The organism is Armatimonadota bacterium (assembly GCA_031081585.1).
GTDB classification, from domain to species: domain Bacteria; phylum Sysuimicrobiota; class Sysuimicrobiia; order Sysuimicrobiales; family Humicultoraceae; genus Geohabitans; species Geohabitans tengchongensis.
The window spans coordinates 24,090-49,505 of record JAVHLY010000018.1; the positions used below are offsets into that span (position 1 = coordinate 24,090).

Genomic DNA, 25,416 nt, shown 5'->3' on the forward strand with positions numbered 1-25,416 from the left:
CGCCGCCCCGCCGGCGCGCCGGGACGCGTCCGCAGCCCCACGACCTCCCAGGCCGGGACCGGCCGCTCCTTGCCCTTCAACGCCAGCGGCCCCAGCGGCTCGGTACGGGCGCCCATGAGGATGGCCCCCGGACGGCCGTACTGCTGGAGCCGGGCCGCCACGTTCACGGCGTCCGCCGCCAGGTGGAACTCGCCGAGCCCGCCGCCGCGCGGGTCGGCCACCACCTCGCCGGTGTTGATGCCGATGCGCATGGCCAGGGTCGGGGCGCCCTCGGCGGCCAGTTGCTCGTTCAGCCGCGCCAGCGCTCCGCGCATGGCCAGGGCCGCCCGCACCGCCCGCAGCGCATCGTCCTCGTGCACCTCGGGCAGCCCGAAGATGGCCAGCGCGGCATCGCCCACGTACTTCTCCACCGTCCCACCGAAGCGCCTCGCCTCCGCGGCCACCATGCCGTAGAAGCGGGAGACGACCGCGCGCAGGTCCTCGGGGTCGAGGGCGTCGGCCAGTCCGGTGAACCCGGCCAGGTCGGCGAAGAGGACCGTCACCAGGCGGCGCTCCTCGCCGGCCTCGGCGCCAGGCAGGAGCGTGCCGCACTGCCCGCAGAATCGCATCCCTGCCGGGTTCTCAAAGGCGCAGGTCGGGCAGCGCATGGGTGTTTCCCTGCTTTACACGCCGGGAGGGCATTCCCCTCCCCTCTGCGCTGCCCTGCGACGGCGACGGCCCCGAGGTCAGGGCACGGGAGGTCGGCGTGAGATGGCTCAGGTGGCGCGCTGGACCCTGCTGCTCGCGCTCGTCATCTTGATCGTGCTGATCGGGTGAACGGCGGACCCGGGCGCCTGGTGCGCCGGTCCGAGTCCGCAGACCCCCGACTCGGCCCCGCCGGTCAGCCCCGCGGCAGCAGCAGCACCTTCCCCTTCGTCTGGCGCCCTTCCAGGTAGCGGTGCGCCTCGGCCGCCGCCTCGAGCGGCCAGACCCGGTCGATGCGCACCCGCACCTCGCCCCGGACGATCCACTCGAAGAGCTCCCGGCTGCGCCACAGCAGCTCCTCCCGGGTGGCGATGTAGTGGCCCAGGCTGGGGCGGGTGAGGAAGAGCGACCCCTTGGCGTTGAGGATCTGCGGGTCGATGGCCGGCGCCGGTCCGCTGGCCTGGCCGAAGAGGACCAGGTAACCGCGCGGCCGCAGGCAGTCGAGGCTGCGCAGGAAGGTGGCCTGCCCCACCGAGTCGTAGACCACGTGCACCCCCGCGCCGCCCGTGCGCTCCCGCACCGCCGCCACGAAGTCCTCCTCCGTGTAGCGGATGACCGCGTGCGCGCCCGCCTCTCGGGCCACCTGAGCTTTCTCCTCGGTGGAGACCGTCCCGAAGACGGTGGCCCCGCGCCGCACCGCCGCCTGCACCAGGAGCGCCCCGGTGCCGCCCGCGGCGGCGTGCACCAGCGCCGTTTCGCCCTCCCGCAGAGGGTAGGTGCTGGTGGTCAGGTAGTGGGCGGTCAGGCCCTGGAGCAGGGCGGCGGCCGCGGTGCGCAGCTCCACCTCCGGCGGCACGGGGACGAGGCGCCAGGCCGGCACCACGGCGTACTCGGCATAGGCGCCCAGCGTCATGGCGTAGGCCACCCGGTCCCCCACGCGCACCTCCTCCACGCCGGGCCCCACCGCGTCCACCACGCCGGCGCCTTCCGAGCCCACGGTGAACGGCGCCTGAGCCCGGTAGACGCCGCTGCGGTAGTAGATGTCGAGGAAGTTCACGCCGACGGCCTCGAGGCGCACGCGGGCCTGGCCTTCGCCCGGCTCAGGGACCGGCACGTCCTCCACGCGCAGCGCCTCCACCGACCCCGGTTCGTGCACCCGCACCGCCTTCACGTCCCCACCTCCTGTCGCCCGACCTGCCAGCGCAGCTCCACGACCGTGCCACGCGGCCCGGCCCGGGTCACCACCTCGTCCGCCAGGCCGCGCATGATCAGCGCCCCGCGCCCCCGTCCCCGCTCCACGGGAGCGCGCCACTGCCCCTGGTCCGCGACGAGCACGGTCAGCGCCTCCCCCTGCCACTCCCCGCGCACGGTCACCACGCCCGGCTGCCCGCTGTAGGCGTGCTCCACGACGTTGAGCACGGCCTCGCCCACCGCCAGGACGATGGGCGTGGCCAGGTGCGGCGCGCCGACGCGCTCGGCGAAGGTGCGCACCGCCCGGCGGATGCGCCGCAGGTTCTCCGGCACGGCCGGCAGGGTGAGGACCAGCGGCGCCTCCGGGGGGAGCGCGTCCAGGACCAGCAGGGCGAGGTCGTCCTGCTGCGGCCCGCCAGCCAGCACCTGGTCCACCAGACGGGTCACCGCCAGGCCGGGCTCGACGGCGCGGGCCTCCGCCATCGCCTCCAGCAGCCGCCGCTCCCCTTCCACGATGTCGCGGGTGGCCTCGACCAGCCCGTCGGTGTAGGCGACGAGCCGGCACCCCGGCGGGAAGGGCACGCGCTCCTCGGTGCAGGCCAGCCCCGTGAAGATGCCGAGCGGCGGGCCCGAGGAGTGGAGCAGCCTGGCCTCCCCGTTCGTCTGGAGCACCGCCGGCGGGTGACCGCCGCCGCTGTAGACGAGCTCCCCACGGTAGATGTCCACCAGGGCCAGCCACATGGAGAGGTGCAGCCCGCCGGGGATCTGGTAGAGGAGGTCGTTCACCACCCGCAGGATCTCGGCGGGGGAGCGCCCCTCCAGGGCGTAGGCGCGAGCGACGTGGCGCACCTGCCCCATGGTGGCCGCCGCCGGCGGGCCGTGCCCGGCCACGTCCCCGATGCCCACCAGCAGCCGGTCGTCGGGAAGGAGGAAGGCATCGTACCAGTCGCCGCCGATGCGCGCCTCCGGGTCGGCCGGCCGGTAGACCGCCGCCACGGCGGTGAAGGGCGGCTGGGGCAGGTCGGCCGGCAGCAGGGCCCGCTGCAGGGTCTCCGCCAGCTGGCCGGCCAGGCGGCGCGTCTCCTCGAAGAGCTGGCGGCGCGAGAGGACGACGGCGAGCTGGTCGGCCACCGGCTGGGCCAATCGCACGTGCTCGGCGGTGTAGGCGCCTGGCTCGGCGTGCCCGAAGTTGAGGGTGCCGATCACCCGCCCCTCGGTCGCCAGCGGCAGGACCAGGTAGGCGCGGATCCCGGCCCGGGCGAGCAGCGCGTCCTCGGCGAACTCCGCCTCCCGCCAGGTGTCATGCCGGATGAAGGGGCGCCCGTGGTCGATCACCCAGCCGCGCACGGTCCCGGCCCGCGGCCCCTCGAAGCGCTCGGGCGGGGCGGTGAGCGGCGGGCCGCTGAAGTACGGCATGCGCAGCCAGTCCCGTTCCGGGACGTAGAGGGAGACCGTCACCCGCACGAAGGGGACGAGCACGCGCAGGGCCGCGGCGAACTCGTCGAAGACCGGGCCGAGGTCGGTGGAAGCAGCGGCCAGCGCGATGATGCGGTTGAGGGCCTGGAGGCGGTGTGCCTCCTCCTCGGCACGCGCCCGGGCCCGCCGCTCCGCCTCGATGAGCCGGGCGTTGGTGATGGCCGCGCCGGCGCGGTCGGCGATGAGCAAGGAGAGGCGGAGGTCCTCCTCGTCCCAGCGCTGTCCGACCCGTCCACCCACCACCAGCAGGCCGAGCGGACGGCCGCCGCTGTAGATCGGGACCGCCATCACCACCGGGTCGTCGTCGGCCCCCTCGGGCGCATCGAGCAGGGCGCGGAGCGCGTCGCCGCGCAGGTCGCCGCGCGTCAGCACCACCGGCCGGCCCTGCTCCAGGATGCGGCGGGCCCGCAGGTGCTCGCTCAGGCGCTCTTCCCCGAACCCGCACCGCAGGGCGTCGCCCCGCTCGGCCTGGGGGTGGTAGATGGTGTCGAAGCGCAGGACCTCCTGGCCGGCGTGCACCAGGCCGATGGCGCACCACTGGCCCAGGGTCTCGGCGCAGCGGGTGGCCACGCGGTCGAGGAGGGCCGGGAGCGCCTGCTGGCGGGCGAACTCCACCATCAGGTCGGAGATGAACTGGGTGTGGCGGTCGCGGCGCCGCCGTTGCTCGGCCAGGCGACGGCGGTGCACGGCGGCGGCCAGGCGGTCGGCGACGGCCCCGGCGGCGCGCACCGCCTCGCCGTCGAAGGCCCGGGCGCTGCGGGCCGCCAGCACCAGCGCGCCCAGGGCCTCGTCGCCGAAGCGCATCGGCGCGACCAGCAGCGCGGCGCGGTCGATGGCCAGCGCCTCACCCAGCCCCACCGGCCCGCTCCCGCGGCCCAGGACCGCCGGCCCCGCCGCCCGCGTCAGCGCCTCCACGACCGCCGCATCCGTGGTGAGCGCCTGCCACGTGCGGGGGAAGAGCCCGAACCCGATCTGTGCGCCCGGCGTCAGGCGGGCCCCCTCACCCCGCAGCACCGCGGCCGTCTCGCCCAGCGCCGGGACGAGACGGCGCAACACGCCCTCCAGCGCCACCGCCTCCTCGGGCTGGCGCATCAGCAGGTCGGTGACCTCGACCAGCAGGGCCTCGTCCTGCTCCCGTCGCCGGGCGTGGAGGAGGTCGCGGTGCAGCCGGTGCTGCACGGCGCGGTACTGGCTGCCGGCCACGGCCACGAGCAGGAGGGTGAGGACGTAGAGCGTCTGCGGCAGCAGGTCGGCCCGCAGCTTCGCCACCACCTGCCCGGCCGGCGCCTCCAGGAAGGCGAGGGCCAGCAGCGCACTGCCCAGGGCGGCGACCACCCCCGGCATCAGCCCCGTCAGGTGCGCCACCACCAGGACGCCGGGGACGTAGAGCAAGAGGAACTCGCGGCGGTAGCCGAGCTGGAGCAGCCCGATGACGAGCGTGCACAGCGCCGCCAGCAAGCCGCCCGCGGCGATGCCCAGCAGGGCGCGCAGGACGGGCAGGAGCGCCGCCGCGCCCGCCGTTAGCGCCCGGCGGCGTCCGCGCCCCATGCGCGAGCGGCGTTCACCGCGTCGGCCTCGCCCCGGAAGATGGGGAAGACCTCGTCCAATCCGGTGATCGTGAACATGCGCTCGATCTGGGGCTGGGTGTAGATCAGGCCGAGGTTCCCTCCGGCCTCCCGCACCTGCTTCAGGGTCGCGGTGAGGACGGAGAGCGCGGTGCTGTCCAGGTAGGTGGTCTCCAGCAGGTTGACGATGAGTCGCGTGTGCCCCTCGGCCAGCAGGCCGTCGAGCGCCGCCTTGAGCTTGGGCGAGGTGTAGAGGTCGAGCTCGCCCGCCACGTCGAGGAGTGGCACGCCGTCCACCTTGCGGACCTGCACCTGGATGTCCACCGGCACACTCCCCCTTCAGCCTCCGTCAGCCTTCCGCGTCCCTCTCCGGACCCGACCGCCGAGTCCCCCCAACCTCCCCCCGCACTACGTCTAAACCGGCGACGAAGTGGGCAGGAGGCAGGTGGCGGGGGCGACGGGCCTCCTCGACCTGGAACCGGTCCGATCGGCGCGGCCGCCTCCCACGTGAAGTGACCTGCTGCCGAGGGCTGGCCGCCTCTCCCCCGCCGTCTTCCTCCCCCTCTCGGACGCCGCCCCGCGCCTCCGGCCGGGGCGGCGATCACTCCCGCCCGCGCCACAGACACGTCCGCGTCCGACTTTCCTCCGGCGACTCTCCACCATGATGGACTACCGTGCCCGGCTTCTCAAGGTGCGAGAGGCGCACGCCCCCTGCCCGTCGGGACATCTTCCGCATCCGGGGCGGCGCACGGTCAGTGGGCGGTGCGGTCCTCCAGGGGGCGGGAGGGGAGCATGCTATACTGACCTCACTGGGGATGGCGCGTGCCCGGACCTTGACCGAAATCGAGATCCGTCTGTTCGACCGGCCGCGGAAGCTGCCGTTTCGCGGGCGGTCCCTCAAGACCCTGTCGTCCATCCTCCGCCGCGAGGCCCGGCGTCCGGGCTCCTGGCTGGAGAAGGCCGCCGAGGTGGTGGAGACCCTCGCGGCCGAGGGGTGGCGGTACCGGGCCTTCACCGGCAAGAACCTGATCCTGGCCCACCTGAAGCCCATCAGCAGCGAGGAGATGCGGGCCTACCTCTCCCGGCGCTTCGGGGAGGAGGTGCTGGCGCACATCGCGGTCTATGAGCCCACGGGCGACGGCCCGCCGCCGCTCCCCAAGGCCGACGACGAGCTGACGCGGGAACTGCGCCGCCTCATCGGCGCCGAGAACCACCAGGAGGACCTCTACCTGGGCCACCCGCCGGAGGAGCTCAGCGAGCTGCTCCTGGACATGTCCTTCCTGGCCCAGGAGGCGCTCGACGACGTCGAGGTCTCCTCCGCGCTGGAGCGCCTGCGGGAGGAGCACGAGCAGGACGCCCTCTACCGCGACCTGCACGCCCGCTACCAGGCGCTCAGCGGGCGTACCAGCATGGGAGACCCTGCGGCCGAGGAGGCCTACTGGGACCTCTTCTCCCACATGTCCCGCCGGCTCGCCCGGCTCATCCCGGCGCTGCGCGGCTTCCTGGAGCGGCGCGGCTTCAGCGACCTCTGCGAGCACGAGGCCACCGCCTTCCTCACCGCCGCCCTCTCCCAGGCCCTCTCCTACATCGACGCGCACGACGACGAAGACCAGTGAGCTTGACCATCGAGGAGTTCCAGACCCGGCTGGAGGGTCTGGAGGTCGAGCTCAACCGCGAGACCTGCCGGCAGTACGCGGGGTGGCCCTACGACGAAGCCCGCATGGAGGCGCTGAGCCGCCAGATCGAGGCCCTCGCCCGCGACGCCCTGGCCGCGCTTCCCCCCGAGGCCTTCCCCCGCCCGCTCCACTTCGCCGCCCTGCGCGCCGCGGCCGCCTCCACCTATACCCGGCTGGACAACGAGATCTACCGGCTGCGCAGCGAGGCGGTGCAGGTGGCGGAGGGGGACGAGGTCGTCACCCTCAGCACCTGGCGGCGCTTCAACCACCGCCACGCCCGCGACCGGGCCCGCCGGCGCCGCGTCTTCGACGGCCTGCTGGAGCAGGCCCGGGTCCTCACCCCGCTCCTGGCGGAGCGCATGGCGCTGAGCCGACGCGTCTTCGCGCCGCTGGGGCTGACGCCGCTGGACGTCTACCTGGAGGAGGAGGGCGTGGACGCGGCCACCCTGCGCGGGCTGGTCGAGCGCACCGCCCGCGCCGCCTACCCGGCCTTCCGCGCCGAGCTCGACGCCTTCGCCGCGGAGCTGCTGGGGGGCCCGGCGGAGTACTACGACGACTTCTACGTCTTCGGGCACGTCATCTACGCGCCCGTGGACCCCGCCGTGGCCGCGCTCGACGTCCCGGCGCTGGTCGGGGAGGTCTGCCGGCGCCTGGGCTTCGACCTGGCGCGCATCACCGTGGACGCCGAGCCGCGCCCCGGCAAGCACGCCTCCCCGGTCTGCTTCGGAGTGCACATCCCCCACGAGGTCTACGTCCTCTACCAGCGCACCAGCCCGACCAGCGACTACACGGGCTACGCCCACGAGATGGGCCACGCGCTGCACTTCGCCTCCGTCGATCCGGCGCGCAGCTACACCGACCGCTACCTCATCCCCGCCGGCGTGGCGGAGCTCTTCAGCACGCTCCTGGAGACGCTGGCGGTCCACCCACGCTTCCTGGTGGAAGAGGCGGACCTGCCCCCTGCCGTGGCGGACGACCTGGCCCGCCGCGAGCGGTTCCTGCAGCTCTATTTCCTGACCTTCTACGGCGCCAACGCCCTCTTCAAGCTGCGCTACTGGACGGAGCAGCCCGACATGGACGGCGCCGACGCCCTCTACGCCGCGCTGTACCGCGAGCTGGTCGGCCTGCCCATGCCCGGGCGCTACTGGCAGACCCACCACGTCGTGGCCCTCTACGACGTCTACGCCCCCTCCTACCTGATCGCCCGCGTGCGCACCGAGGAGCTGTGGGCGGAGCTCGTGGCGCGCTTCGGGCCGACCTGGTGGCGCGAGGCCGCAGCCGGCGCGTTCCTGCGTGAGGCGCTGATGGGCCCCGGCCGGGCGGTGCGGCTGGACGCGTTCTCCCGCCTCGACCCCACCCCGTACCTGCGGTCGCTGGAACTGGCGGCGTGACGCGCCGCGGCGGGCCGGCCGGACGGTCACCGCGGGCCTCCTCCCCGTCCCGGGCGCTGCCGTAGAATGTTTAGGAACCGTTTCCCCGGGTAGGAAGTTGTTAGAGATGCGTACCGCTGCCGAGTCCCATCCCTGGGGCACCCTCTTCACCATCCAGGGGGAGGTCGATCACCTGGAGGGACGGCGCCTCTTCGAGGACCTCTACCGCTGCCTGAACGGGCCGCTGGTCATCGACGCCTCGGGCATCGAGTACATCGACACGGGCGGCATCGCGGCGATCATGGAGATCCTCAAGCACGTGCGCAACCGTCAGGGGCTGGTGGTGATCGCCGGAGCCACCTCGCACGTGGGCGAGATCTTCGAGATCGCCGGCTTCGGCCGCCTGCGCCCCTGGCTGGTGCTGGCTCCGACGGTGGAGGAGGGCATCCGGATGGCCCAAGAGTGGCGCCGCACCGCCCCCTCCGCCTCCCAGACCGCCTCGAGTTCCTGACCCTCGGGGACCGCCCGCCTACCCCTCTGCTCCGCCTCCCCCACCGGCGCGGGCCCGGTCGGCCCGGCGGACGTCCCGCCGTACCGCGTTCAGGATCTCGCCCACGATGACCTGCAGGGCCGCCGCCACCGGCACCGAGAGGAGCGCCCCCATGATCCCCAGCAGGCGCGCCCCCACGATCAGGGCGATGATCGTCAGCAGCGGCGAGAGCCCCACCGCCGCCCGCATCACCCGCGGCACGACTAGGTTGCCCTCGACCTGCTGAATGACGGTGTAGAGGGCGATCACCAGCACCACCTTCACCCACGGGCCCTGGAAGAGGGCGACCAGCACCGCCGGGACTGCCCCCAGGATGGGGCCGATGATGGGGATCACCTCCGTCAGGCCGGCGATGAGGCCGAGGAGCAGGGCGAAGCGGATGCCGAGGAGCGCCGTCCCCACGCCGGCGGCCACGCCGATGATGGTCATCAGGATGACCTGCCCGCGCAGCCACCCGCCGAACTTCTGCCCGATGGCGAGCAGGACCGCCTCCACGCGCTCCCGCTGCTCCGCCGGGAAGAGGGTGAGGAACTGCTCCTTGATGGCGCGGGCCTCCAGCAGCATGTAGAAGGTCATGAAGAGGACGGTGACGAGCGCGGCCAGGCCACCGAAGACGCGGAAGACCACTCCGGCGGCGGTCCCCAGGTGGCGGCTCAGGCCGGCCAGGCGCTCGGGCAGGCCGGTCAGGTAGCCGGAGAGGTTCGGCAGCCAGGGGTAGCGGGCCGTGAAGCGGTCGAGGGTCCGGCCGAGGTTGTTCAGGATGTCGGGGAGCTGCTGCAGGAAGGCGGTGGCCTCCGCCACCAGCGGGGTGAGGATGATGCTCCCCAGGGTGCCGATCACCAGGAAGAGGGCGGCGTAGAGGACGAGGATGGCCACGGGCTGCGAGAGGCGCAGGTCGCGGCGCCCCACCCGCAGGCGCTGCCGCTCGATGGCGGTGACCATGGGGCTGAACCCGGTAGCGAGGATGGCGGAGATGAGGATGAGGACCAGGATGTCGGTGAGGAGGAGGAGCAGCCGGGCCAGGCCGATGAGGACCAGGGAGGTCACCACGACCAGGGCCGTGGTGAGGACGACGTCACGCGGGCGCATCGCTCCTAGGGGTTCGGCCCGGGAGGAAGGGGTTCCTGGACGGAAGGCCGCCGGCGCACCGCGCGGCGCCGGAGCACGCCGGGGCCGAGGACGGCGCGGGGTGTGGTGCCCGACCGTCGCGTTGACATCCCTCTGGGCGGACGGCTACGATGAGGCAGGGTCAGTCGACGGCAAGCGCGTTCCGCGGTAGCTCAACTGGTAGAGCGTCCGGCTGTTAACCGGAGGGTTGCAGGTTCGAGTCCTGCCCGCGGAGCCATTTGTTCCAGTCTTCGAACCGCTGGGGGTTGGGTAACCCGTACCAGACCTCCACGGTTCGACGATCATGGACCAGCACCTTCTTCACCAGCCGGTGGAGGAGGTACTTCTTTTGAGGGGCCGGCCCCTCGGCCATGACCCGCTCGAAGTTCTCGACGAGGGCGACCAGCATCTCCCGGTCGACGGCCGGCAGCTCCAGCCTTTCCCGCCGCGCCTCGAGGTCGCGCTTCTCGCCCTCCAGCTCCTCCAGGCGGGCGCGGAGGTCGCGGACCTTCTCGTTGCAGAGTTCGGGCGTCAAGGTCCCCGCCTCGAAGGCCTCGAAGTAGCGGTCCATCGCCGCCTGTGTCTTGGCGGCCTGCGCCTCGACCTTCCCGATCTCCTTCTCCAGGATCGGCTTCTCGGTCCCGAGCCGCTTGTTCGCCTCCGCCCAGACGCGTGCCATGAACTGCTCGTCGCGGAACATCGCCTTGATGTCCTCGGTGACCGCCGCCTCCAGGAGCTCGGCCCGCACGTACTCCTGCTCGCAGTCGTGGTCGTTGAAGCGCTTCGAGCAGACGTAGTACGGGACGTGGACGCCCTTCTTGTAGCCCCCGCCGCCGAACATGTGGCTCTTGCAGCGGGCGCACTTGATGATGCCCGTGAGGAGCCGCTCGTCGCCGTTGTGCCATTGGCGGCCCTTGAGGTCCTCGTGCCGCTCCTGGAGCACCTCGTTCGCCTTCTGGAAGAGTACCTCCGACACGAGCGGGTCGTGCTGCCCCTCGTAGAGGACCTCGCGCCAGCGGATCTTCCCCACGTAGACCGGGTTCTTGAGCATGTAGAGGACGACGCGCCGGCCCCACTTCCGGCCGTTGCGGTTCCGGTGTCCGGCCTCGTTGAGCTCGTTGCAGATCGCCGACGCGCCCTCCTTCCCCAGGGCGTACATCTTGAACATCTTGCGGACGATAAGGGCCTCCTCCTCGTGGACGACCAAGCCCTTCTTCTCCGGGTCGAGCTGGTAGCCGTAGGGCACGTTGCCGCCCACGAAGTTCCCGCCCTTCGCCTTCTTCTCCATCCCGACCTTCGTGCGCTCGACGATGGTCGCGTGCTCGAACTCCGCGAAGACGCCGAGCATCTGGAGCATCATCTTCCCGGCGGCGTTCGACGTGTCGAAGGGCTCGGTGATGCTCTTGAAGGTGACGCCGTTCTTCGTGAGCTCGTCCACCATCTGGGCGAGCTCGCGGACCTTGCGGGAGAGCCGGTCGACCCGGAAGACGAGGAGCGTGTTGAAGGCCCGCGCCTCGGCGTCGTAGAGCATCTCCTCGAGTCCGGGCCGGTTCATGTGGGTGCCGGACTCGGTGTCGCGGTAGACCTTGTGGAGCTGCCACTCGTCGTCCCACTGCGCCTTGCAGAAGGCCTCGAGCCGCTCCTTCTGCGCGCCGAGCGAGTACTTCTGGTGGTCCTCGTCGGTCGAGATGCGGGTGTAGAACGCGATCCGCGGGGGCTCGCGCTTCTCGTCACGCATGGCGGGCCGCCCCTTTGAACATCTTCCTGACGATGATGGCCTCCTGCTCGTGGACGGCGAGGCCCTTTGCCGGGTCCAGCCGGTAGCCGTAGGGCACGACGCGTTCCGCTCCTTCCACAGTCAGCAGTTCCACGCCGACGGCGCGGAGCGCGCCCAGGATGGTCTCCAGGAGCGTCGCGCTCCGGGCCAGGCGGGCGATGTCGCGGACGACCACGCGGCGCAGTCCGCCTCGGCGGGCATCGGCCAAGAGGCGGCGGAGCGCGGGCCGGTCGGCGTCGAGGCCGGACTTCCCGGGATCGGCGTAGACGGCCACGTTCCCGGCATCCTCCACGAGGCCGAGGGCCTCTCGGACCTGGGCCTCGCAGGCGGTCCCGGTGGCGTCATCGGCGGCCGTCCGGGCGTAGATCGCCTCCGTCCTGGCCTGCGGCCTTGGCGTCGGCCTCATCCGTAACCTATTGGCATTACTCATGTTACGCGCGTCTCCCACCTGACACCCCTACCTCGGGTTGCACCCCGAAGCAAGGCAATCCCCAATGTTTCCAGGGCCTTACGGCCGGCTCCTCTATGGGGAAAGGCCGCTACGGCTGGCGCGGGGGGACGGTCAGAAAGCGCGATTTGGGTTGACTTTCAACTACAACTTTGCTACGCTCCTCCCCATGTCCCAGCAGACCACATTCGGGCAGAGGCTCCGGGAACTGCGGAAGGCCAAGAACCTCACCCAGCGCGACTTGGCCGCGAAAGTATCCGCGCGCCTGAAGGCGGAGGACCGCCGGGGCTTCGACTTCACCTACCTGAGCAAGATCGAGAACGACAAGACGCCGCCCCCATCCGTTGCGGCGATCATCCAGCTGGCCGAGGTGCTCGAGGCGGACGCGAACGAGCTGATCACCCTGGCGGGAAAGACGCCGCCGAACCTAGGGAAGACCCTGAAGGAGAGCGAGTCGGCACGCACATTCTTCCGTTCGGCCTTCGACGCAGACTTGACAGAAGAGGATTGGAAGAAACTTTCGCAGGAACTGAAACGCAGGACGAAGGCCCGTGAGAATCCTCCGAAATCAGGAGATTGAAGAGATCGCGGCGTCGCGGCTCGCCGAGCTCGAACAACAGCTCGGCCAACCGCTGTCACCCCCGATCCCCATCGATCTCATCGCCGAGAAAGTGCTCGGTCTGGACTTCTTATGGGAGCCCATCGACGAGCTGCCCGGCGAGCAGATCCTCGGCGGGCTCGTCGCCAAGAAACGCTTGATCGTCCTCAACGAGAACCGCAAGGGCTTCTTCACGGGGAAGCCCGGGGTAGAGCGCTCGACGAAGGGCCACGAGATGGGCCACTGGGACCTGTTCATCGACAAGGGCTCGTTGGACCACCCCACGTTGTTCGACGTGGAAGGCGACGGGCCCTTCGCCTACCGAAGCTCTCCGGCGGGCGAGGTCGCCATCATCAAGGCGCTCCACAGAGACCTCGAAGGCCGTGAGCTCCTGCGGAAGATCCAGTCCCGCGCCGACGAGCCCGATGAGGCGAGAGCCGTCAACCGCTACGCGGCGGCCCTTTCGATGCCGGCGGACATGATCCGGGAGGACGCGGTGAAGATCGACCGCACCCAGTGGCCGAACCTGTACCGGCTGGCGGAAAAATACGAGGTCACGATTTCCGCACTCCGCGTTCGGCTTGAGCAGCTCGGTCTCCTGTACGTGGACGAGCACGGGAAGCTCTACGAGTCGAAGGACGCTGCTTCGGGGCAGATGATGCTGGGCTTCTGATTTTTTTTGCGAAGGATGTTGGGTTGGAAGTCAACGCGAACAAGTCGTGGGAATGCTCCCGCGCAAAGGAGGTGATGTGATGGCGAACGACTACGCACCGAGGCAGTTTCTGCGGCAGGTCCAGATCGCTCTGCTGCGGGAGTACTTCACCCGGAGGGGCGAGCTGGGCAACGTCGAGTGGGACAAGCTGAAGGAGGCCGAGATCGAGCCCGTGCACGAGGCGTGGCACGCCTTGCCCGAGCTCAAACGGAAGGAGGTCGAGAGCGACTTCCGCCGCGTCCACGCGATGGGATCGTCCGATGGCACGCGCGCGATCATCGAGGAGGGGCAGTTCCACCAGCTCGACCTCACGCCGAACCTGGACGCGCTGGACGGGCACCTGAACAAGGCGCTGTGGACCTTCATGAACCACAACAACGTGTTCGAGGTCGCCGAGAGGCTGCATCGCGCGGATCACCTCAACGGCAGGTTCTGGCGCAAGCGCAAGGACATCCCGAAGAAGAAGCCGGACGTCTCTCCGAAGGCGCTGGAGGAGCTGGGCAACGCCATCTCCGCCTATTACTGGGAAAACCAGGGGCGCGGCAGTCCGTGCCGCGCGGAGGCGTACCTGCGCGTCGGCCGCTACCACTACATCTTCGTCTACCCCAAGGACTACTCGGACACCTTCGTCGGGTACGACGACAACGACAAGTTCGAGCGGCGGCCCTGGAACCCGGCGTTCGAGGTCGTCTACATCTACGATCCCCAGGACGGGGCGCTGGAGCTCTACGTCCAGGGCGACAAGAAGATCGTGCGCGACCTGCAGGAGCTCTTCGGGCGCGTCATCCTCCACGAGGAACTCGGCGAGGAGACGAAGAACTCCACGCCGTACGACCTCAGCGGTCTCAAGCGCCGCGACTTCTCCTTCCCCACGGACCCGGCCGACCGCGTGAAGGAAGTCAAGGTGACCGCCCTCAAGCTCTCCCTCGTGGGCAAGCCGAAGAAGCGGATCACCTTCGAGGACGATCCCAAGGAGGGGAAGGACGGCATTTACGACCTCATCCAGACCGCGCTGGACCAGCGCCGCTTGCCGATGGCCATGGTCAACGTGAGTTCGGCGGCCATCCGGATGGTCTTCGAGAACGCGGATGGGGACGGGCGGCCCACGAAGACGTTGACGTTCCGCGTGTCGTATCCCAACTCCTGTAACCTGAAAGACTCGCCCGAGGAGCTCGTGGCGAAGAAGTGCCTCAAGGAGTGGAAGATTGAGCGCTCCTGATCCTTTGGCGGAAGTCTGGACCCGCACGGACACGAACGAAGCGCGTTTCTCGTTCGACGAGGTTTCGGCGTGGCCCGAGGGGCAGGAGGCCATTCTCCGCGGGGTGGGGATCATCCGCCGAGGCGACAACACCACTACCGTGATCTGCGACGCTTGCCACGAGGGACACGTCGAGGAAGTCGTACTGGTCGAGAGCCCTCCGGGCTCGCCGATCCGCGCTCACATCCACTGCCCCGAAGCCGGTCGGGTCACCGTCCCTCTGGAGAGATTGAAGCAATGGGTTGTCGACTTCGATGGGCTCGCGGGGGCGACGGCGAAAGGCCTGGACCTCGCCGGGCTGGTCGAAGAAGTCGCGCCTGGACGTCTATGGTCTCTCGGCAAGACGACCATCGGGGGCAGGTCGCGCGATGTCTTCCTCGCCCGGGGGTCCACATGGATCGATGCGCCCGGCGTCTTCGGCGCGTGCGAGCGACTGAACGCTTCCAGGGGCGCGCTCGTTCTGGTTCCTGGTGAAATCCCGCCGCAGGACGCCTGGACCGGCGATCCACCGGACGTGGTGCCGCTCAAACTCGTCGCCCGCCTAGAGGACGCGCGCCTCACGTTTGATCGAGATCACCTCGAGGGTCTCCTCACCGGCGACCGGCGCAAGGCACCGATCAAGGCGCAGAAGACGTTCCCGACACCGCCAGGGACGCGGTGGGACGAGGTCATGGTCTGGGTGACGGACTCCACGATCTCCATCGAGGCCAAGCGCCGGAGCCGGGACTTCTCGTTTCAGACGGCCGGTTTCGAAGAGAAGCGGAAGCGCGGCGTGCAAGACGCCATCTGGGCCCTCCTCAAGGTCTTCGCCATGCGCGGAGGCAAGATCCCGTTCGACGGAGCGAACCTGGACCACAACACGCGCACCAACCTGAAGCAGTATGTGAGCGTCCTCCGGCAACGCATCCGCGCCCTGATCCCCGGGATTGACGGCGACCCCGTCCCGCACGTGAAGGACGACGGCTGCTACAGAATGGCCTTCAAGATCGCCACTCGAGAGGGTGTGACGTTCCCCGTGCCCGGCGGAACGCAGTGGCCGAATGTGAACATCACGTTGACCCGGGACGAGAAGATCCGCATCGCCGTTCCCACGACCGAGCGATTCGCGGCGTCATCCTACGTCGAGGAAGCCGGTGGTGACGTACACGAGTGGAACGCGGCCGAACGAGAGGCCGAGCGGGAGCGCGAGTACGACCTGCGGATGCTGGGCTTGGCCGACGAGAACGGGCGACCGGACGCCAGGGGCGCAGCGCTGATCGAGGTTCTTCGCGGCAACGGAACCGCAAGTCGCCGCGCGGATGACAAAGCAATGGAGGACCTCTGTGGGGTCCTCTCAAAGCTGATGGCGGGGATCGAGGGCTCGCCCTTTGACTTCGCCCCCAGCAGCAAGAAGTGGATCGCGCGCTTCCAAGCCTCCGCTGAATAGGCGCGTTTCCGGTCATTTCTGACCGGCCACATCCTTCCTCTTTCACACCTTCCTCCAGCCTGAAGGCGGTCTCGTAACTCCATAGGATTCAGGCGGATACGGCCACGCCCCGCGGGCCGGGGTCCGCCTCAACAGCCCTCACGGTGATTTCTGACCCGGGCGCTTCATGCGCCCGAGAGATGAAGACCGTGAACGGCTCGAACAGGACCTTCAGGCCAGCTCCTACCAGGCGCTCCTTCGGAAACTCCAGAGGGAGCACCTCTTCTTCCGCGGCTTCCGCACGTGGGCGGATGTGATCGCCTTCATGCGGGACGGCACGTCCACCGATCCGCGCAAGGACGAGGTCCTCCGCCCCATCTTCGAGGCCCACGCCGAGGACGAGGACCCGCGCTGGCGCGCCGTGCTCCTCGCCATCTTCTGGCCGGGCCTCGAGTCCATCCACTTCCAGAAGCGCGGCTGGGACGCTGACCCCGAGGAGCGTTGGCAGAACATCACGTGGACCTTCCTCCAGGTCCTCTGCCGGATCGACGTGAAGCGCCGGCCCGACCGGCTGGTGCAGAAAGTCTTCAACGACACCGTCCACCATCTCCACGACGAGTACCGGCGCGCATGGAACCGGACGAAGCGCGAGTTCACGGCCGATCCCGAGGAGATCGAGGCGCTCGCCGGCGGGACGGAGGGCATCGACGTCGCTGGCATCGAGCTCCGCGAGGCGCAGGAGATTGAGATCAACCGGCTGCGCGAGCACCTGGACGCGGGCCGCATCACCGAGGCGGACTTCCTGCTCCTCGTCGGCACCCGCGTCTACGGCCAGTCCATCGCGGACTACGCGCGCGGGGCCGGTCTTGACTACCAAGTCGCCAAGAAGCGCCGCCAGCGCGCCGAGGCCGTCATCCGCCGCTTCGAGGAGGAGAAGCGGTGATGCCGGCGACGCCATGTCCCCGCGCGAGGGCCTCCTCCCCCCTTTGGTCCACGGAGGCGAATGACGCGACGGACGAAGGAGGCGAGGACGCCATGATCAGCAAAGCCGAAGCGAAAGAACTGATCGACGACCTCTTCGAGGAGGAGGCCCTCGTCATCGGCGGCCTGGTCGCGGTCCACGAGATGGACGACGACCTGGTCTGGAGGCTGGTGAAGAACCTCGACGTGATCCGCGGGAAGGTCCTGCGCCGCCTCGAGGACAAAGCCCCGGCCGACGGAGACGCTGCGCCGCCCCGGCGGCCCAACCTGAAGCCGCACCCGGCCATCGAGGATTTCCTCCTCTCGCTGAGGAGGGCGTGATCGTGCCGACGCCGTCCATCGAGCTCAAGCGCCACTTCCACACGCTCTCCGAGAAGGAGACCGACGAGGTGGTCGATGTCGTGGCGGACCTGATCGTGAACTTTCTCAAGGCGAAGCACGACGGCGAGCAATTACCGAAGCGCGAGCAGGAACGAACTCATGAACGAAACGCCGCACAGCAGCCCGAAGCCCATTGATCCGGCCGTTGCCCGCGTCGGCGCTCCGGGACCGATCGAGGGTCGGCCGGAGAAGCGGCACCTGAGCTTCACGCAGCTCAACATGTTCCTGCGCTGCCCGCGGCAGTACGAGTACCGCTACATCCGCGGGATCAAGGCCCCACCCTCGGGGGCGATGGTCCAGAGCCGCGTTTGGCACCAGACCGTCGAGCGCAACTACCGCCAGAAGATCGAGTCGGACCGCGACCTGACCCTGGGAGAGATGCAGGAGTTCTTCGCGGCGCAGTTCGACGTCGCGCTGGGGAGCGAGGAGATCGCGTTCGAGCCGGACGAGAAGCCCGGCAAGCTCAAGGACCAGGGCACGGCCATCGTCGCCGCGCACCACAAGACCATCGCGCCGGCGGTCCGGCCGCTCCTCGTCGAGGAGCGATTCACCGTGGACCTCGGGGAGGACTTCCCCTTCGACCTCGTTGGCGTGTGGGACCTGGTCGAACGCGACGGGACCATCGCCGACAACAAGGCCTACGGCAAGGCCCCGCGCCAAGAGGACCTGGACAAGGACCTGCAATTCACGGCCTACGCGCTGGGCTACCGCACGACGCACGGCCGCGCCGAGCCCGGGCTCCGCATGGACGCCATCGTCAAGACGCTGAACCCGCGGGCGGTCCAGCTCCACACGCGGCGCACGAACGACGACTGCCGCTGGCTCCTCGGCCTGATCGAGGAGGTCGGCCAGGCCATCGACTCGGGAATCTTCTACCCCAACCCCAACGGCTGGCACTGCAGTCCCCGCTTCTGCGGGTACTGGGGCCTTTGCATGGGAAGCAAGAACGGGAGGTGACGCCATGAAGACGAACGTGACCCTGCCCGACGACCTGCCCGCCGGCGCGCCGGCGCAGGCGGGGGCGCAGGGAGCAGGACCGCCGGGGGGCCCGGCGGCCGAGACGCCGGAGAAGGCGATCCACGTGGACTTCTCCAAGAAGGGCCAGGACGGATCGCCGTTCCAGAAGGCGCGGTCGCTGGAGAAGCGCCTGAAGCTCTTCCTCTGGGGCGACTCCGGCGTAGGCAAGACGACGCTCTCGCTCCAGTTCCCCAAGCCCGTGGTCATCGACCTCGAGGGCGGGGCGGACCTCTATGGCGAGGCCTTCGACTTCGACGTCCTGCGCGCCTCGACGGCGGACGAGGTCATGGAGGCGGTGCAGTGGCTGCTCACGCACCCGCACGCCTACCGGACGCTCGTCATCGACCCGATCACAGTCTACTGGGACGCGCTCCAGAAGAAGTGGTCGGACGTCTTCCTCCGGCGCAACAAGGGGTCGAAGGGCTACAAGTTCGAGTTCTACGACCTGCAGCCCCGCGACTGGATGACGGTCAAGGCGGAGTTCAAGGACCTCATCCGCAAGCTGATCGCGCTGGACATGAACGTCATCGTCACGGCGCGGCAGAAGGTCCAGTACGCCGACGGCGCGTTCATGAAGGCCATCGGCGAGACCTTCGACGGCGAGAAGTCCCTGCCCTACCTCTTCGACACCATCGTCCGGCTCTACCGGGACGACAAGGGCCGGTTCCTCGGCGAGTGCCTGAAGGATCGCTCCAACAAGCTCCCGGCCGGCGCGTTCGAGGTGTCCTACGCCCGCTTCGAGGAGCTCTTCGGGAAGAAGGCGCTGGCCCGCAAGGCGCGGCCCACGGCCTTCGCCACCGACGAGCAGAAGCGGCAGATCCGCGACCACATCGCGCGCTTCGGCCTGTCGCCGGAGCAGGTGACCAAGAGGCTCGCCGCCTACGGCGCGGAGAGCCTCGACGACCTCACCGAGGAGAACGCGCGGGTGATCGTCGGCAAGTTCGAGTCGGCCCTGGCCGCGAAGGGCGGGGCCGTGAATTCAGGAAAGGAGGCGTAAGCCATGCCCAAGATCGACTTCAACAACGTGGACGACGTCCAGGACTTCTCCCCGCTGCCGGACGGGAAGTACCTCTGCCGCGTGGCGGAGGTGGAGGAGGCGACGACCCAGTACGGCGACGAGATGTGGAAGCTCCGGTTCGTGGTCGAGTCCGGCCCGCACCGGGGGCGGTACATCTTCGACAACATGGTCTTCAGCGACGCGGCCATGAAGCGGGTGAAGCTCATCTGCTCCCGCCTCGGCCTCAACGTCACCGGGGAGCTCGACCTGACGCCGGCCGTAATCAAGGGGCGGAGCTGCTACGTGACGGTCGAGACCGAGGAGTACGAGGACCAGGAGGGCAACACCAAGAAGCGCAACGTGGTCCCCTTCGCCGGCTACGACCGCGCCGACGCCGCGCCCGCGCCGGCGGCCCCGAAGGCCGAGAAGACTGGCGGCGCGGAGGACGACAGCGAGGAAGACCTCCCCTTCTGAGTCGGCGGCGCGCGCCCTGAGGTCCTGTCGATCCGGGGCGCTACCGGATCGGCTGCTGAAGAACTTGGAAGGGGATCATGCACGACGGCCACGAACAACTGCAGGGGGTCCTATCGACCATCAAGTTCCACCAGGGGAACTTCCTGATCGGAGTCCTGGACGACGGGACCACCGTGAAGGGCAGCATGCTCTCGCCGCAGGTCGGGCTGGAGTACACGTTCCGCGGGCGGCGGGAGCACCATCCCCGCTGGGGCGAGCAGTTCGCCTTCACGGACTACCGGGCCTCGTATCCCACCGACCTCGCCGCGATCCAGTGCTACCTGGTGGACAACTGCAAGTGGATCGGGCCGGAGATCGGGAAGCGCCTCGTCAACACCTACGGCAAGGAGACGCTCGCGGTCTGCAAGGCGGACCCGGACCGGGTCGCGGCCGCGATCAGCGGGATCACGCCACGCCGCGCCAAGGAGATCGCGGCGATGCTGCGGAACAACGAGGCCAACGAAAACCTCCAGCTCGCCCTCAAGGACCTCCTCGGCGGCACGAAGGTCAACCGCCGCGCGGTGAACCAGATTCTGGAGAAGTGGGGCCAGGACGCGCTGGCGCGCATCCGCGAGAACCCCTACGCGCTGATCGAGGCCATCGACGGCATCGGGTTCCTCACCGCCGACGAGGTGGCCCGGAAGATCGGCTACGACTTCTCCGGCCCGCCCCGTATCCGCGCGGGCCTCATCCACACGCTCAAGGAGCAGGCGTTCGGCCAGGGCCACACGTGCCTCCCCAAGGCGAAGCTCCTCGCGGAGGCGGAGAAGATCCTCGCCGTCCCGCCCGACCGGATCGGTTCTGAACTTGGACCATTGGAGAAGGACGGCCTCGTCATCTCCGCCGACGGATTCGTCTACCTCAAGGGTTACCACGACGACGAGAAGCTGATCGCGGAGAAGCTGAAGGTCCTCGCCCGCCAGACGCTCCCGCCCGGGCAGCCCGACTTCGAGGGCCTGGCCGACGACCAGAAGGAGGCGCTCTCGAAGGCCGTATCGAGCGGCGTCTTCATCCTGACCGGCGCGCCGGGCACGGGGAAGACCTACACGATCAAGCGGATCATCAGCTCGTTCCCGGAGGCTCGCGTGGCGCTCGCCACCCCCACGGGCAAGGCGGCCAAGCGCGTCTACGAGCAGAGCGGCCGCCTCGCGCTCACCATCCACAAGCTTCTCGAGCCGCAGAAGGAAGGCGACCGCTTCGTCTTCACGCGTGACGCCGAGAATCCGGTCGAGGCGGACCTCATCGTCCTCGACGAGGTCAGCATGGTGGACACGCCGCTCATGGCGCGGTTCCTCGAGGCCGTCGCGCCGGGCACGCGCCTCATCCTCGTGGGCGACACGTACCAGCTCCCTTCCGTAGGCCCAGGGAACATCCTCAAGGACCTCATCGCCTCGGGCGCGATCCCCTCGACCGAGCTCACGATCATCAAGCGCCAGGACGAGGGCCTCATCATCCGCAACTGCCACCGGATCAAGAACGGCGAGGACATCGAGCTCGGCAACTCCACGGTGCGGGACTTCTTCTTCCTCAAGCGCGAGGACGAGGAGTCGATGCAGGAGACCATCCTGGAGCTCGTCTCGCGCCGCTTCCCGGAGTCGTACCACGCGGACCCGCTGAAGGAGGTCCAGGTCATCACGCCCCTGCGGGAGAAGACCGCGCTTTCCTGCAAGGCCCTGAACGAGGTCTTCCAGCGCCGGCTCAACCCCAAGCCGAAGATGGACGGCGTCCGGTTCAAGGTCGGCGACAAGGTAATCCAGACCAAGAACCAGTACGACCTCGACATCATCAACGGCGACATCGGGTACGTCCGCGACATCGACGAGCGCGACCGAACGATCACGGTCGCGTTCGAGAACCCCGAGCGCGTGGTTCAGGTCCCGCTCCATCAGAACGACCTCGAGCTCGCTTACGCCATCACCTGCCACAAGTTCCAGGGCAGCGAGGCGCGGATCATCGTGGTCCCCATCCACCGCAGCTTCGGGCCTTTGATCATGCAGAGGCAGTGGCTGTACACGGCCGTCTCCCGTGCCCGGGAAGTCTGCGTGCTCGTGGGCCAGCGGGAGGAGGTCCCCAAGATCATCCAGCGGAATGCCCCGCAGCGACGGCACACGCGCCTTCAGGAGCTCTTGCGATGACGGCGCCCGAAATCGTCGTGGCCATCGACACGCGCGAGCAGAAGCCGTACCGCTTCGCCCGCTCCGAGGTGAAGACGCTCCCGACCGGGGACTACTCCATCGTCGGCCTCGAGGACCGGATCGCCATCGAGCGCAAGACCAAGGAGGACGCCTACTCCTCCCTCGGCCAGGGCCGCGCACGATTCGAGCGGGAGCTCCAGCGGCTCTCCCAGTTCGACTACGCCGCCATCGTGATCGAGACGTCCCTGCCGGACTTCCTTCAAGCGCCGGCCTTCTCGCGGATGAATCCGAAGGCGGCGGCCAGCTCCATCGTGGCCTGGTCGGTCAAGTACCGCGTGTGCTTGTTCTTCGCGGGCGACCGGCTGCACGGCAACGCCCTGACCCGGCAGCTCCTCGAGAAATTCTGGCGCTACCAGAACGGAGACGCGGATGCCGGATCAGGATGACCTCTGGAAGCGCTACAAGCAGGCGGTCCTGGAGAGGGTCGGGGACTTCTCGGTCCTCTTCGACGGCCTGGCCAAGCAGAAGCCCTCCACGGACGGCTGGGTGACGGCGCTCTGCCCGTTTCACGAGGACAAGAACCCGTCCTTCGCGTTCAACCGCAACTCGGGCCGGTGGTGCTGCTTCGCGGGCTGCGGCAAGGGGAGCGCCTTCGACTACCTCATGCAGACCTCGGGGAAGAGCTTCAAGGACGCGCTCCTCGAGGTCGGCGACCGCGTCGGCGTGCCGCGCCCCTTCGCGGACAAGCCGCCGCGCCCGCCGATCCGCGAGGCCCTCGTCAAGCAGTGGGTCGGCGACCTCTGGGCCGACGAAGGGGTCTGCCGGTGGCTGCGGGAGAAGCGCGGGCTCTCCGACGCGACGCTCAAGAAGTACGAGATCGGCTGGGACCCCAAGCGACAGCGCAACACCATCCCGATCCGCGACGAGCGCGGCAACGTGATGAACGTCCGGCTCTACAACGCCAAGAAGGACCCGAAGATCATCAACTACACCGAGGGCCGCTACAAGTACGGCTCGCCCGCGCGCCTCTACGGCATCGACGAACTCGTCAAGTACCAAGGTAAGCAGGTCATCCTCTGCGAGGGCGAGTGGGACCGCCTGGTCCTCCAGCAGGAAGGCTTCATGGCGGTGACCGGCACGCACGGCGCGTCGGTCTTCCGGCCGGAGTGGATCGCCCACTTCAAGGACAAGGACGTCGTCGTCCTCTACGACTGCGACCGGGAGGGCCAGGCCGCGGCGAGCAACGTCGTCCTGCGGGCGCTCAAGACCGCGGGCGCCGCCTCGGTCAAGAACGTCGTCCTTCCGCTCAAGGGGGACAAGGACGACAAGGATGTCACCGACTATTTCCACAAACGCGGCCTCACGGCGGCCGACCTCCAGAAGCTGATCGACGACACGCCGGCGCACTCCTACGAGGCGGAGGACCGGCCCGAGGAGATCCTGGCGCTGGAGTCCTTCACCGAGGTCGAGCGGAAGGACCTCATCGACAAGAAGGTCCGCTGCGAGATCACGGCCTGCGGCGAGACCTCGGAGGCGTTCCACGCCGTCGAGGAGTTCCGCATCACGTTCTGCCCCCGAATGCAGAAGGGCGGCTGCTTCGAGTGCAAGGGCGTGGTGGAGCCCGCCGTGATCCCCAAGGGCGCGCAGGAGTACATCGGCTCCTGCATGTCCACGAACGTCCAGCTCAAGGCGATGCTCCGCGAGTACGCCTGCAAGTACGGCCAGAAGCCGACCATCGAGATCCTGCGGCGCACCACGGTGAAGGAGTTCTTCTGCCATCAGAAGGTGAACCGCATCACCCAGACCCGCGACGAGGAGGGAAACGTCATCCAGGTGATCGACGGCAAGAAGCAGGAACTCCTGGAGAAGCGGGTCTACTACCTCTCGAGCGAGCACCCCAAGCCCGGCAATTACCTCGCCGTGGGCTGGGTCAAGAGCCACCCCAAGACCCAGCAGGTGACGTTCCTCATCGACTCCATGGAGCCGCTCGAGGACGACTTCGAGAGCTTCCGCGTGGAGGAGAACCTCCAGCACCTGCGCGCGTTCCAGTCGCTCTCGTGGGCGGAGATCCTGGAGGACCTCACCGAGAACGTCACGCGGGTCTACGAGCGCGAGGAGATCCTCGTGGCGATCCTCCTCACCTACTGCTCGCCCCGCTGGATTCCCTTCAACGCGGAGATCATCCGGGGCTGGCTTGTGACCGTCATCATCGGCGACTCGGGCTCCGGCAAGACGCAGACGCACCAGCGGATCGCGGAGTTCATCAACATCGGCGACTGCTTCTCCGGCTTGACGGGCTCTCGTACCGGTCTCGCCTACGCCCTGGTCGAGCACAAGCAGAAGGGCTGGCAGGTCAAGGTCGGCCGCTACCCGGCGAACTCGCGGAAGATCCTCACCGTGGACGAGGCCCAGCACCTGCCGGACTGGGACCTGCGGACCATCTCGAAGGCGATGGAGGAAGGGTTCCTCCAGATCGACCGCGTGCAGTCCAAAGGCTACGAGAGCCAGACGCGGCTCGTCATGATCGCCAACCCGAAGAAGGACGCGGTGATGGACAGCTTTTCCTTCGGGTGCGAGTCGCTCACGACGATCCTCCCGCCCACGATCATCCGCCGGACGGACGTCGCCGTCTTCGCCAATTCCGGCGACCTCAAGGACCTCTCCTTCATCAACCGCAAGCGCGCCGAGGGAAACCGGCGGCGGATCACGCCCGAGATGCTGCGGGCGGTGGTCTACTGGGCGTGGAACCTCCGGCCCGAGCAGATCATCTTCACGTCCGAGGCCGAGGACTTCTGCCTCCAGCGCGCCCAGGAGCTCTCGGCGGTCTATGGCTACGCCGTGGACGTGCCGCTCATCACGCTCTCGGACTGCCGCAACAACCTCGCGCGCGTCGCGGCCGCTTTGGCGGCCCTCCTCGTCTCGGCGGACGAGAACTTCGCGCGCCTCGTCATCGAGCCCAAGCACGTCCGCATGGCGGCGGAGTTCCTCTCGCGGCTCTACTCGCACGAGAACTGCGCCCTGGACGACTACTCGGAGATCGCCCGCCACGGGAGCCAGCTCCTCGACTACGAAAAGATCGAAAAGGCCTTCCTCGAGAAGTGGGAGCAGCAGCGCTTCGCCCACGACGAGGAGGAGCGGAACCACTTCCCCCGCCTGCTCTTCGTCCTGCGGACCACCCGCGTCATCCGCCGGGATGACTTGGCGGAGCAGGTCGGCTGTAGCGTCGAGACCGTCAAGCGGTCGATCCGCCTGCTCAAGCGCTTCAACCTCCTCGACAGCACGAGGGACGGCTACGTGAAGAAGCCGAAGTTCAACAAGTTCCTCCGGCGGTTCCTCAAGGCCCATCCCGAGTTCTTCCGCGACGCCGCTGGGGGTGGGGGTCAACCTCAAAATTGCGATAACTCATTGAGGTTCAAGGACTTGTCGGAAAGCGGAGGTGAAGGTTGACCCCGCGCACGAAAAATTGGGGCCACCCTGGAAGTAAGGCGCGAGCTGACTTCCAGGGTGAACGCGTTGATGCCCTCTCGGGGGTCAACCTCGGAGGGGGCCTTTCGATAACTCATTGTGCAGCAAGG

General features: G+C 68.9%; 23 protein-coding genes and 1 tRNA gene. 18 read left to right on the top strand and 6 right to left on the bottom strand.

Annotation, left to right across the window (positions count from 1 at the left end; translation table 11 throughout):
* The 4 genes from RB146_08630 to RB146_08645 form a co-directional block, all read right to left on the bottom strand.
* On the bottom strand, positions 1 to 647 hold a 647-nt coding region (locus RB146_08630), incomplete at its 3' end, for an adenylate/guanylate cyclase domain-containing protein (GenBank protein MDQ7829047.1).
* 233 nt (positions 648 to 880) lie between these two features.
* On the bottom strand, positions 881 to 1,855 hold the full coding sequence (locus RB146_08635) for a quinone oxidoreductase (protein MDQ7829048.1): 975 nt from the start codon (positions 1,853 to 1,855) through the stop codon (positions 881 to 883).
* Positions 1,852 to 4,899, bottom strand: a complete 3,048-nt coding sequence (locus RB146_08640) for a SpoIIE family protein phosphatase (protein MDQ7829049.1) — start codon at positions 4,897 to 4,899, stop codon at positions 1,852 to 1,854. Before RB146_08640 ends, RB146_08635 begins: the two co-directional genes overlap by 4 nt.
* Entirely contained in the window at positions 4,872 to 5,246 is a 375-nt protein-coding gene (locus RB146_08645; protein ID MDQ7829050.1) for an STAS domain-containing protein, read from the bottom strand. The genes RB146_08640 and RB146_08645 overlap by 28 nt, the downstream gene beginning before the upstream one ends.
* Positions 5,247 to 5,731: 485 nt before the next feature.
* Here RB146_08645 and RB146_08650 point away from each other — a divergent pair, with 485 nt between their 5' ends.
* The 3 genes from RB146_08650 to RB146_08660 all read left to right on the top strand — a co-directional run bounded on the left by RB146_08650 (position 5,732) and on the right by RB146_08660 (position 8,473).
* The gene (locus RB146_08650) at positions 5,732 to 6,532 is read left to right on the top strand and encodes a hypothetical protein (protein MDQ7829051.1); all 801 of its coding nucleotides are present in this window, start codon (positions 5,732 to 5,734) and stop codon (positions 6,530 to 6,532) included.
* Complete coding sequence (locus RB146_08655) at positions 6,529 to 7,983, top strand: M3 family metallopeptidase (GenBank protein ID MDQ7829052.1); 1,455 nt, start codon at positions 6,529 to 6,531, stop codon at positions 7,981 to 7,983. The genes RB146_08650 and RB146_08655 overlap by 4 nt, the downstream gene beginning before the upstream one ends.
* A 106-nt stretch (positions 7,984 to 8,089) precedes the next feature.
* Complete coding sequence (locus RB146_08660; protein ID MDQ7829053.1) at positions 8,090 to 8,473, top strand: STAS domain-containing protein; 384 nt, start codon at positions 8,090 to 8,092, stop codon at positions 8,471 to 8,473.
* 18 nt (positions 8,474 to 8,491) lie between these two features.
* On the opposite strand, the gene RB146_08665 is transcribed toward RB146_08660, so the two are convergent.
* Positions 8,492 to 9,601 carry an AI-2E family transporter gene (locus RB146_08665; GenBank protein MDQ7829054.1) on the bottom strand — a complete coding sequence of 370 codons (1,110 nt, stop codon included), beginning with the start codon at positions 9,599 to 9,601 and terminating at the stop codon, positions 8,492 to 8,494.
* Between the two features lie 180 nt (positions 9,602 to 9,781).
* On the opposite strand from RB146_08665, the gene RB146_08670 reads away from it, so the two are divergent.
* Together RB146_08670 and RB146_08675 are read left to right on the top strand one after the other, a co-directional pair.
* Positions 9,782 to 9,857: transfer RNA gene (locus tag RB146_08670), tRNA-Asn, on the top strand.
* A 66-nt stretch (positions 9,858 to 9,923) separates the two neighbouring features.
* Complete coding sequence (locus RB146_08675; GenBank protein ID MDQ7829055.1) at positions 9,924 to 11,375, top strand: hypothetical protein; 1,452 nt, start codon at positions 9,924 to 9,926, stop codon at positions 11,373 to 11,375.
* Here RB146_08675 and RB146_08680 read toward each other — a convergent pair.
* On the bottom strand, positions 11,350 to 11,802 hold the full coding sequence (locus RB146_08680; GenBank protein MDQ7829056.1) for a recombinase family protein: 453 nt from the start codon (positions 11,800 to 11,802) through the stop codon (positions 11,350 to 11,352). The genes RB146_08675 and RB146_08680 overlap by 26 nt on opposite strands.
* 175 nt (positions 11,803 to 11,977) lie before the next feature.
* Between RB146_08680 and RB146_08685 the strand changes: the two genes are divergently transcribed.
* The 13 genes from RB146_08685 to RB146_08745 all read left to right on the top strand — a co-directional run bounded on the left by RB146_08685 (position 11,978) and on the right by RB146_08745 (position 25,288).
* Positions 11,978 to 12,424, top strand: coding sequence for a helix-turn-helix transcriptional regulator (locus RB146_08685; GenBank protein MDQ7829057.1), 447 nt, complete (start codon positions 11,978 to 11,980; stop codon positions 12,422 to 12,424).
* A complete protein-coding gene (locus RB146_08690; GenBank protein MDQ7829058.1) occupies positions 12,396 to 13,115 on the top strand; it encodes a hypothetical protein in 720 nt (239 codons plus the stop codon). Before RB146_08685 ends, RB146_08690 begins: the two co-directional genes overlap by 29 nt.
* A gap of 79 nt (positions 13,116 to 13,194) precedes the next feature.
* Positions 13,195 to 14,373 carry a hypothetical protein gene (locus RB146_08695; GenBank protein MDQ7829059.1) on the top strand — a complete coding sequence of 393 codons (1,179 nt, stop codon included), beginning with the start codon at positions 13,195 to 13,197 and terminating at the stop codon, positions 14,371 to 14,373.
* A 103-nt stretch (positions 14,374 to 14,476) separates the two neighbouring features.
* Positions 14,477 to 15,838: a hypothetical protein gene (locus RB146_08700; GenBank protein ID MDQ7829060.1), complete on the top strand. Its 1,362-nt coding sequence runs from the start codon at positions 14,477 to 14,479 to the stop codon at positions 15,836 to 15,838.
* A gap of 166 nt (positions 15,839 to 16,004) precedes the next feature.
* On the top strand, positions 16,005 to 16,760 hold the full coding sequence (locus tag RB146_08705) for a hypothetical protein (protein ID MDQ7829061.1): 756 nt from the start codon (positions 16,005 to 16,007) through the stop codon (positions 16,758 to 16,760).
* Positions 16,761 to 16,852: 92 nt separating this feature from the next.
* The gene (locus tag RB146_08710; protein MDQ7829062.1) at positions 16,853 to 17,119 is read left to right on the top strand and encodes a hypothetical protein; all 267 of its coding nucleotides are present in this window, start codon (positions 16,853 to 16,855) and stop codon (positions 17,117 to 17,119) included.
* Positions 17,116 to 17,316, top strand: coding sequence for a hypothetical protein (locus RB146_08715; protein ID MDQ7829063.1), 201 nt, complete (start codon positions 17,116 to 17,118; stop codon positions 17,314 to 17,316). The genes RB146_08710 and RB146_08715 overlap by 4 nt, the downstream gene beginning before the upstream one ends.
* On the top strand, positions 17,279 to 18,136 hold the full coding sequence (locus RB146_08720; GenBank protein MDQ7829064.1) for a PD-(D/E)XK nuclease family protein: 858 nt from the start codon (positions 17,279 to 17,281) through the stop codon (positions 18,134 to 18,136). The genes RB146_08715 and RB146_08720 overlap by 38 nt, the downstream gene beginning before the upstream one ends.
* Positions 18,137 to 18,140: 4 nt before the next feature.
* A complete protein-coding gene (locus RB146_08725; protein MDQ7829065.1) occupies positions 18,141 to 19,193 on the top strand; it encodes an ATP-binding protein in 1,053 nt (350 codons plus the stop codon).
* A 3-nt stretch (positions 19,194 to 19,196) separates the two neighbouring features.
* Positions 19,197 to 19,667: a DUF669 domain-containing protein gene (locus RB146_08730; GenBank protein MDQ7829066.1), complete on the top strand. Its 471-nt coding sequence runs from the start codon at positions 19,197 to 19,199 to the stop codon at positions 19,665 to 19,667.
* Between the two features lie 77 nt (positions 19,668 to 19,744).
* Entirely contained in the window at positions 19,745 to 21,841 is a 2,097-nt protein-coding gene (locus tag RB146_08735) for an AAA family ATPase (protein MDQ7829067.1), read from the top strand.
* Positions 21,838 to 22,287 carry an ERCC4 domain-containing protein gene (locus tag RB146_08740; protein MDQ7829068.1) on the top strand — a complete coding sequence of 150 codons (450 nt, stop codon included), beginning with the start codon at positions 21,838 to 21,840 and terminating at the stop codon, positions 22,285 to 22,287. The genes RB146_08735 and RB146_08740 overlap by 4 nt, the downstream gene beginning before the upstream one ends.
* Positions 22,271 to 25,288: a CHC2 zinc finger domain-containing protein gene (locus RB146_08745; GenBank protein ID MDQ7829069.1), complete on the top strand. Its 3,018-nt coding sequence runs from the start codon at positions 22,271 to 22,273 to the stop codon at positions 25,286 to 25,288. Before RB146_08740 ends, RB146_08745 begins: the two co-directional genes overlap by 17 nt.
* Positions 25,289 to 25,416 lie beyond the last annotated feature (128 nt).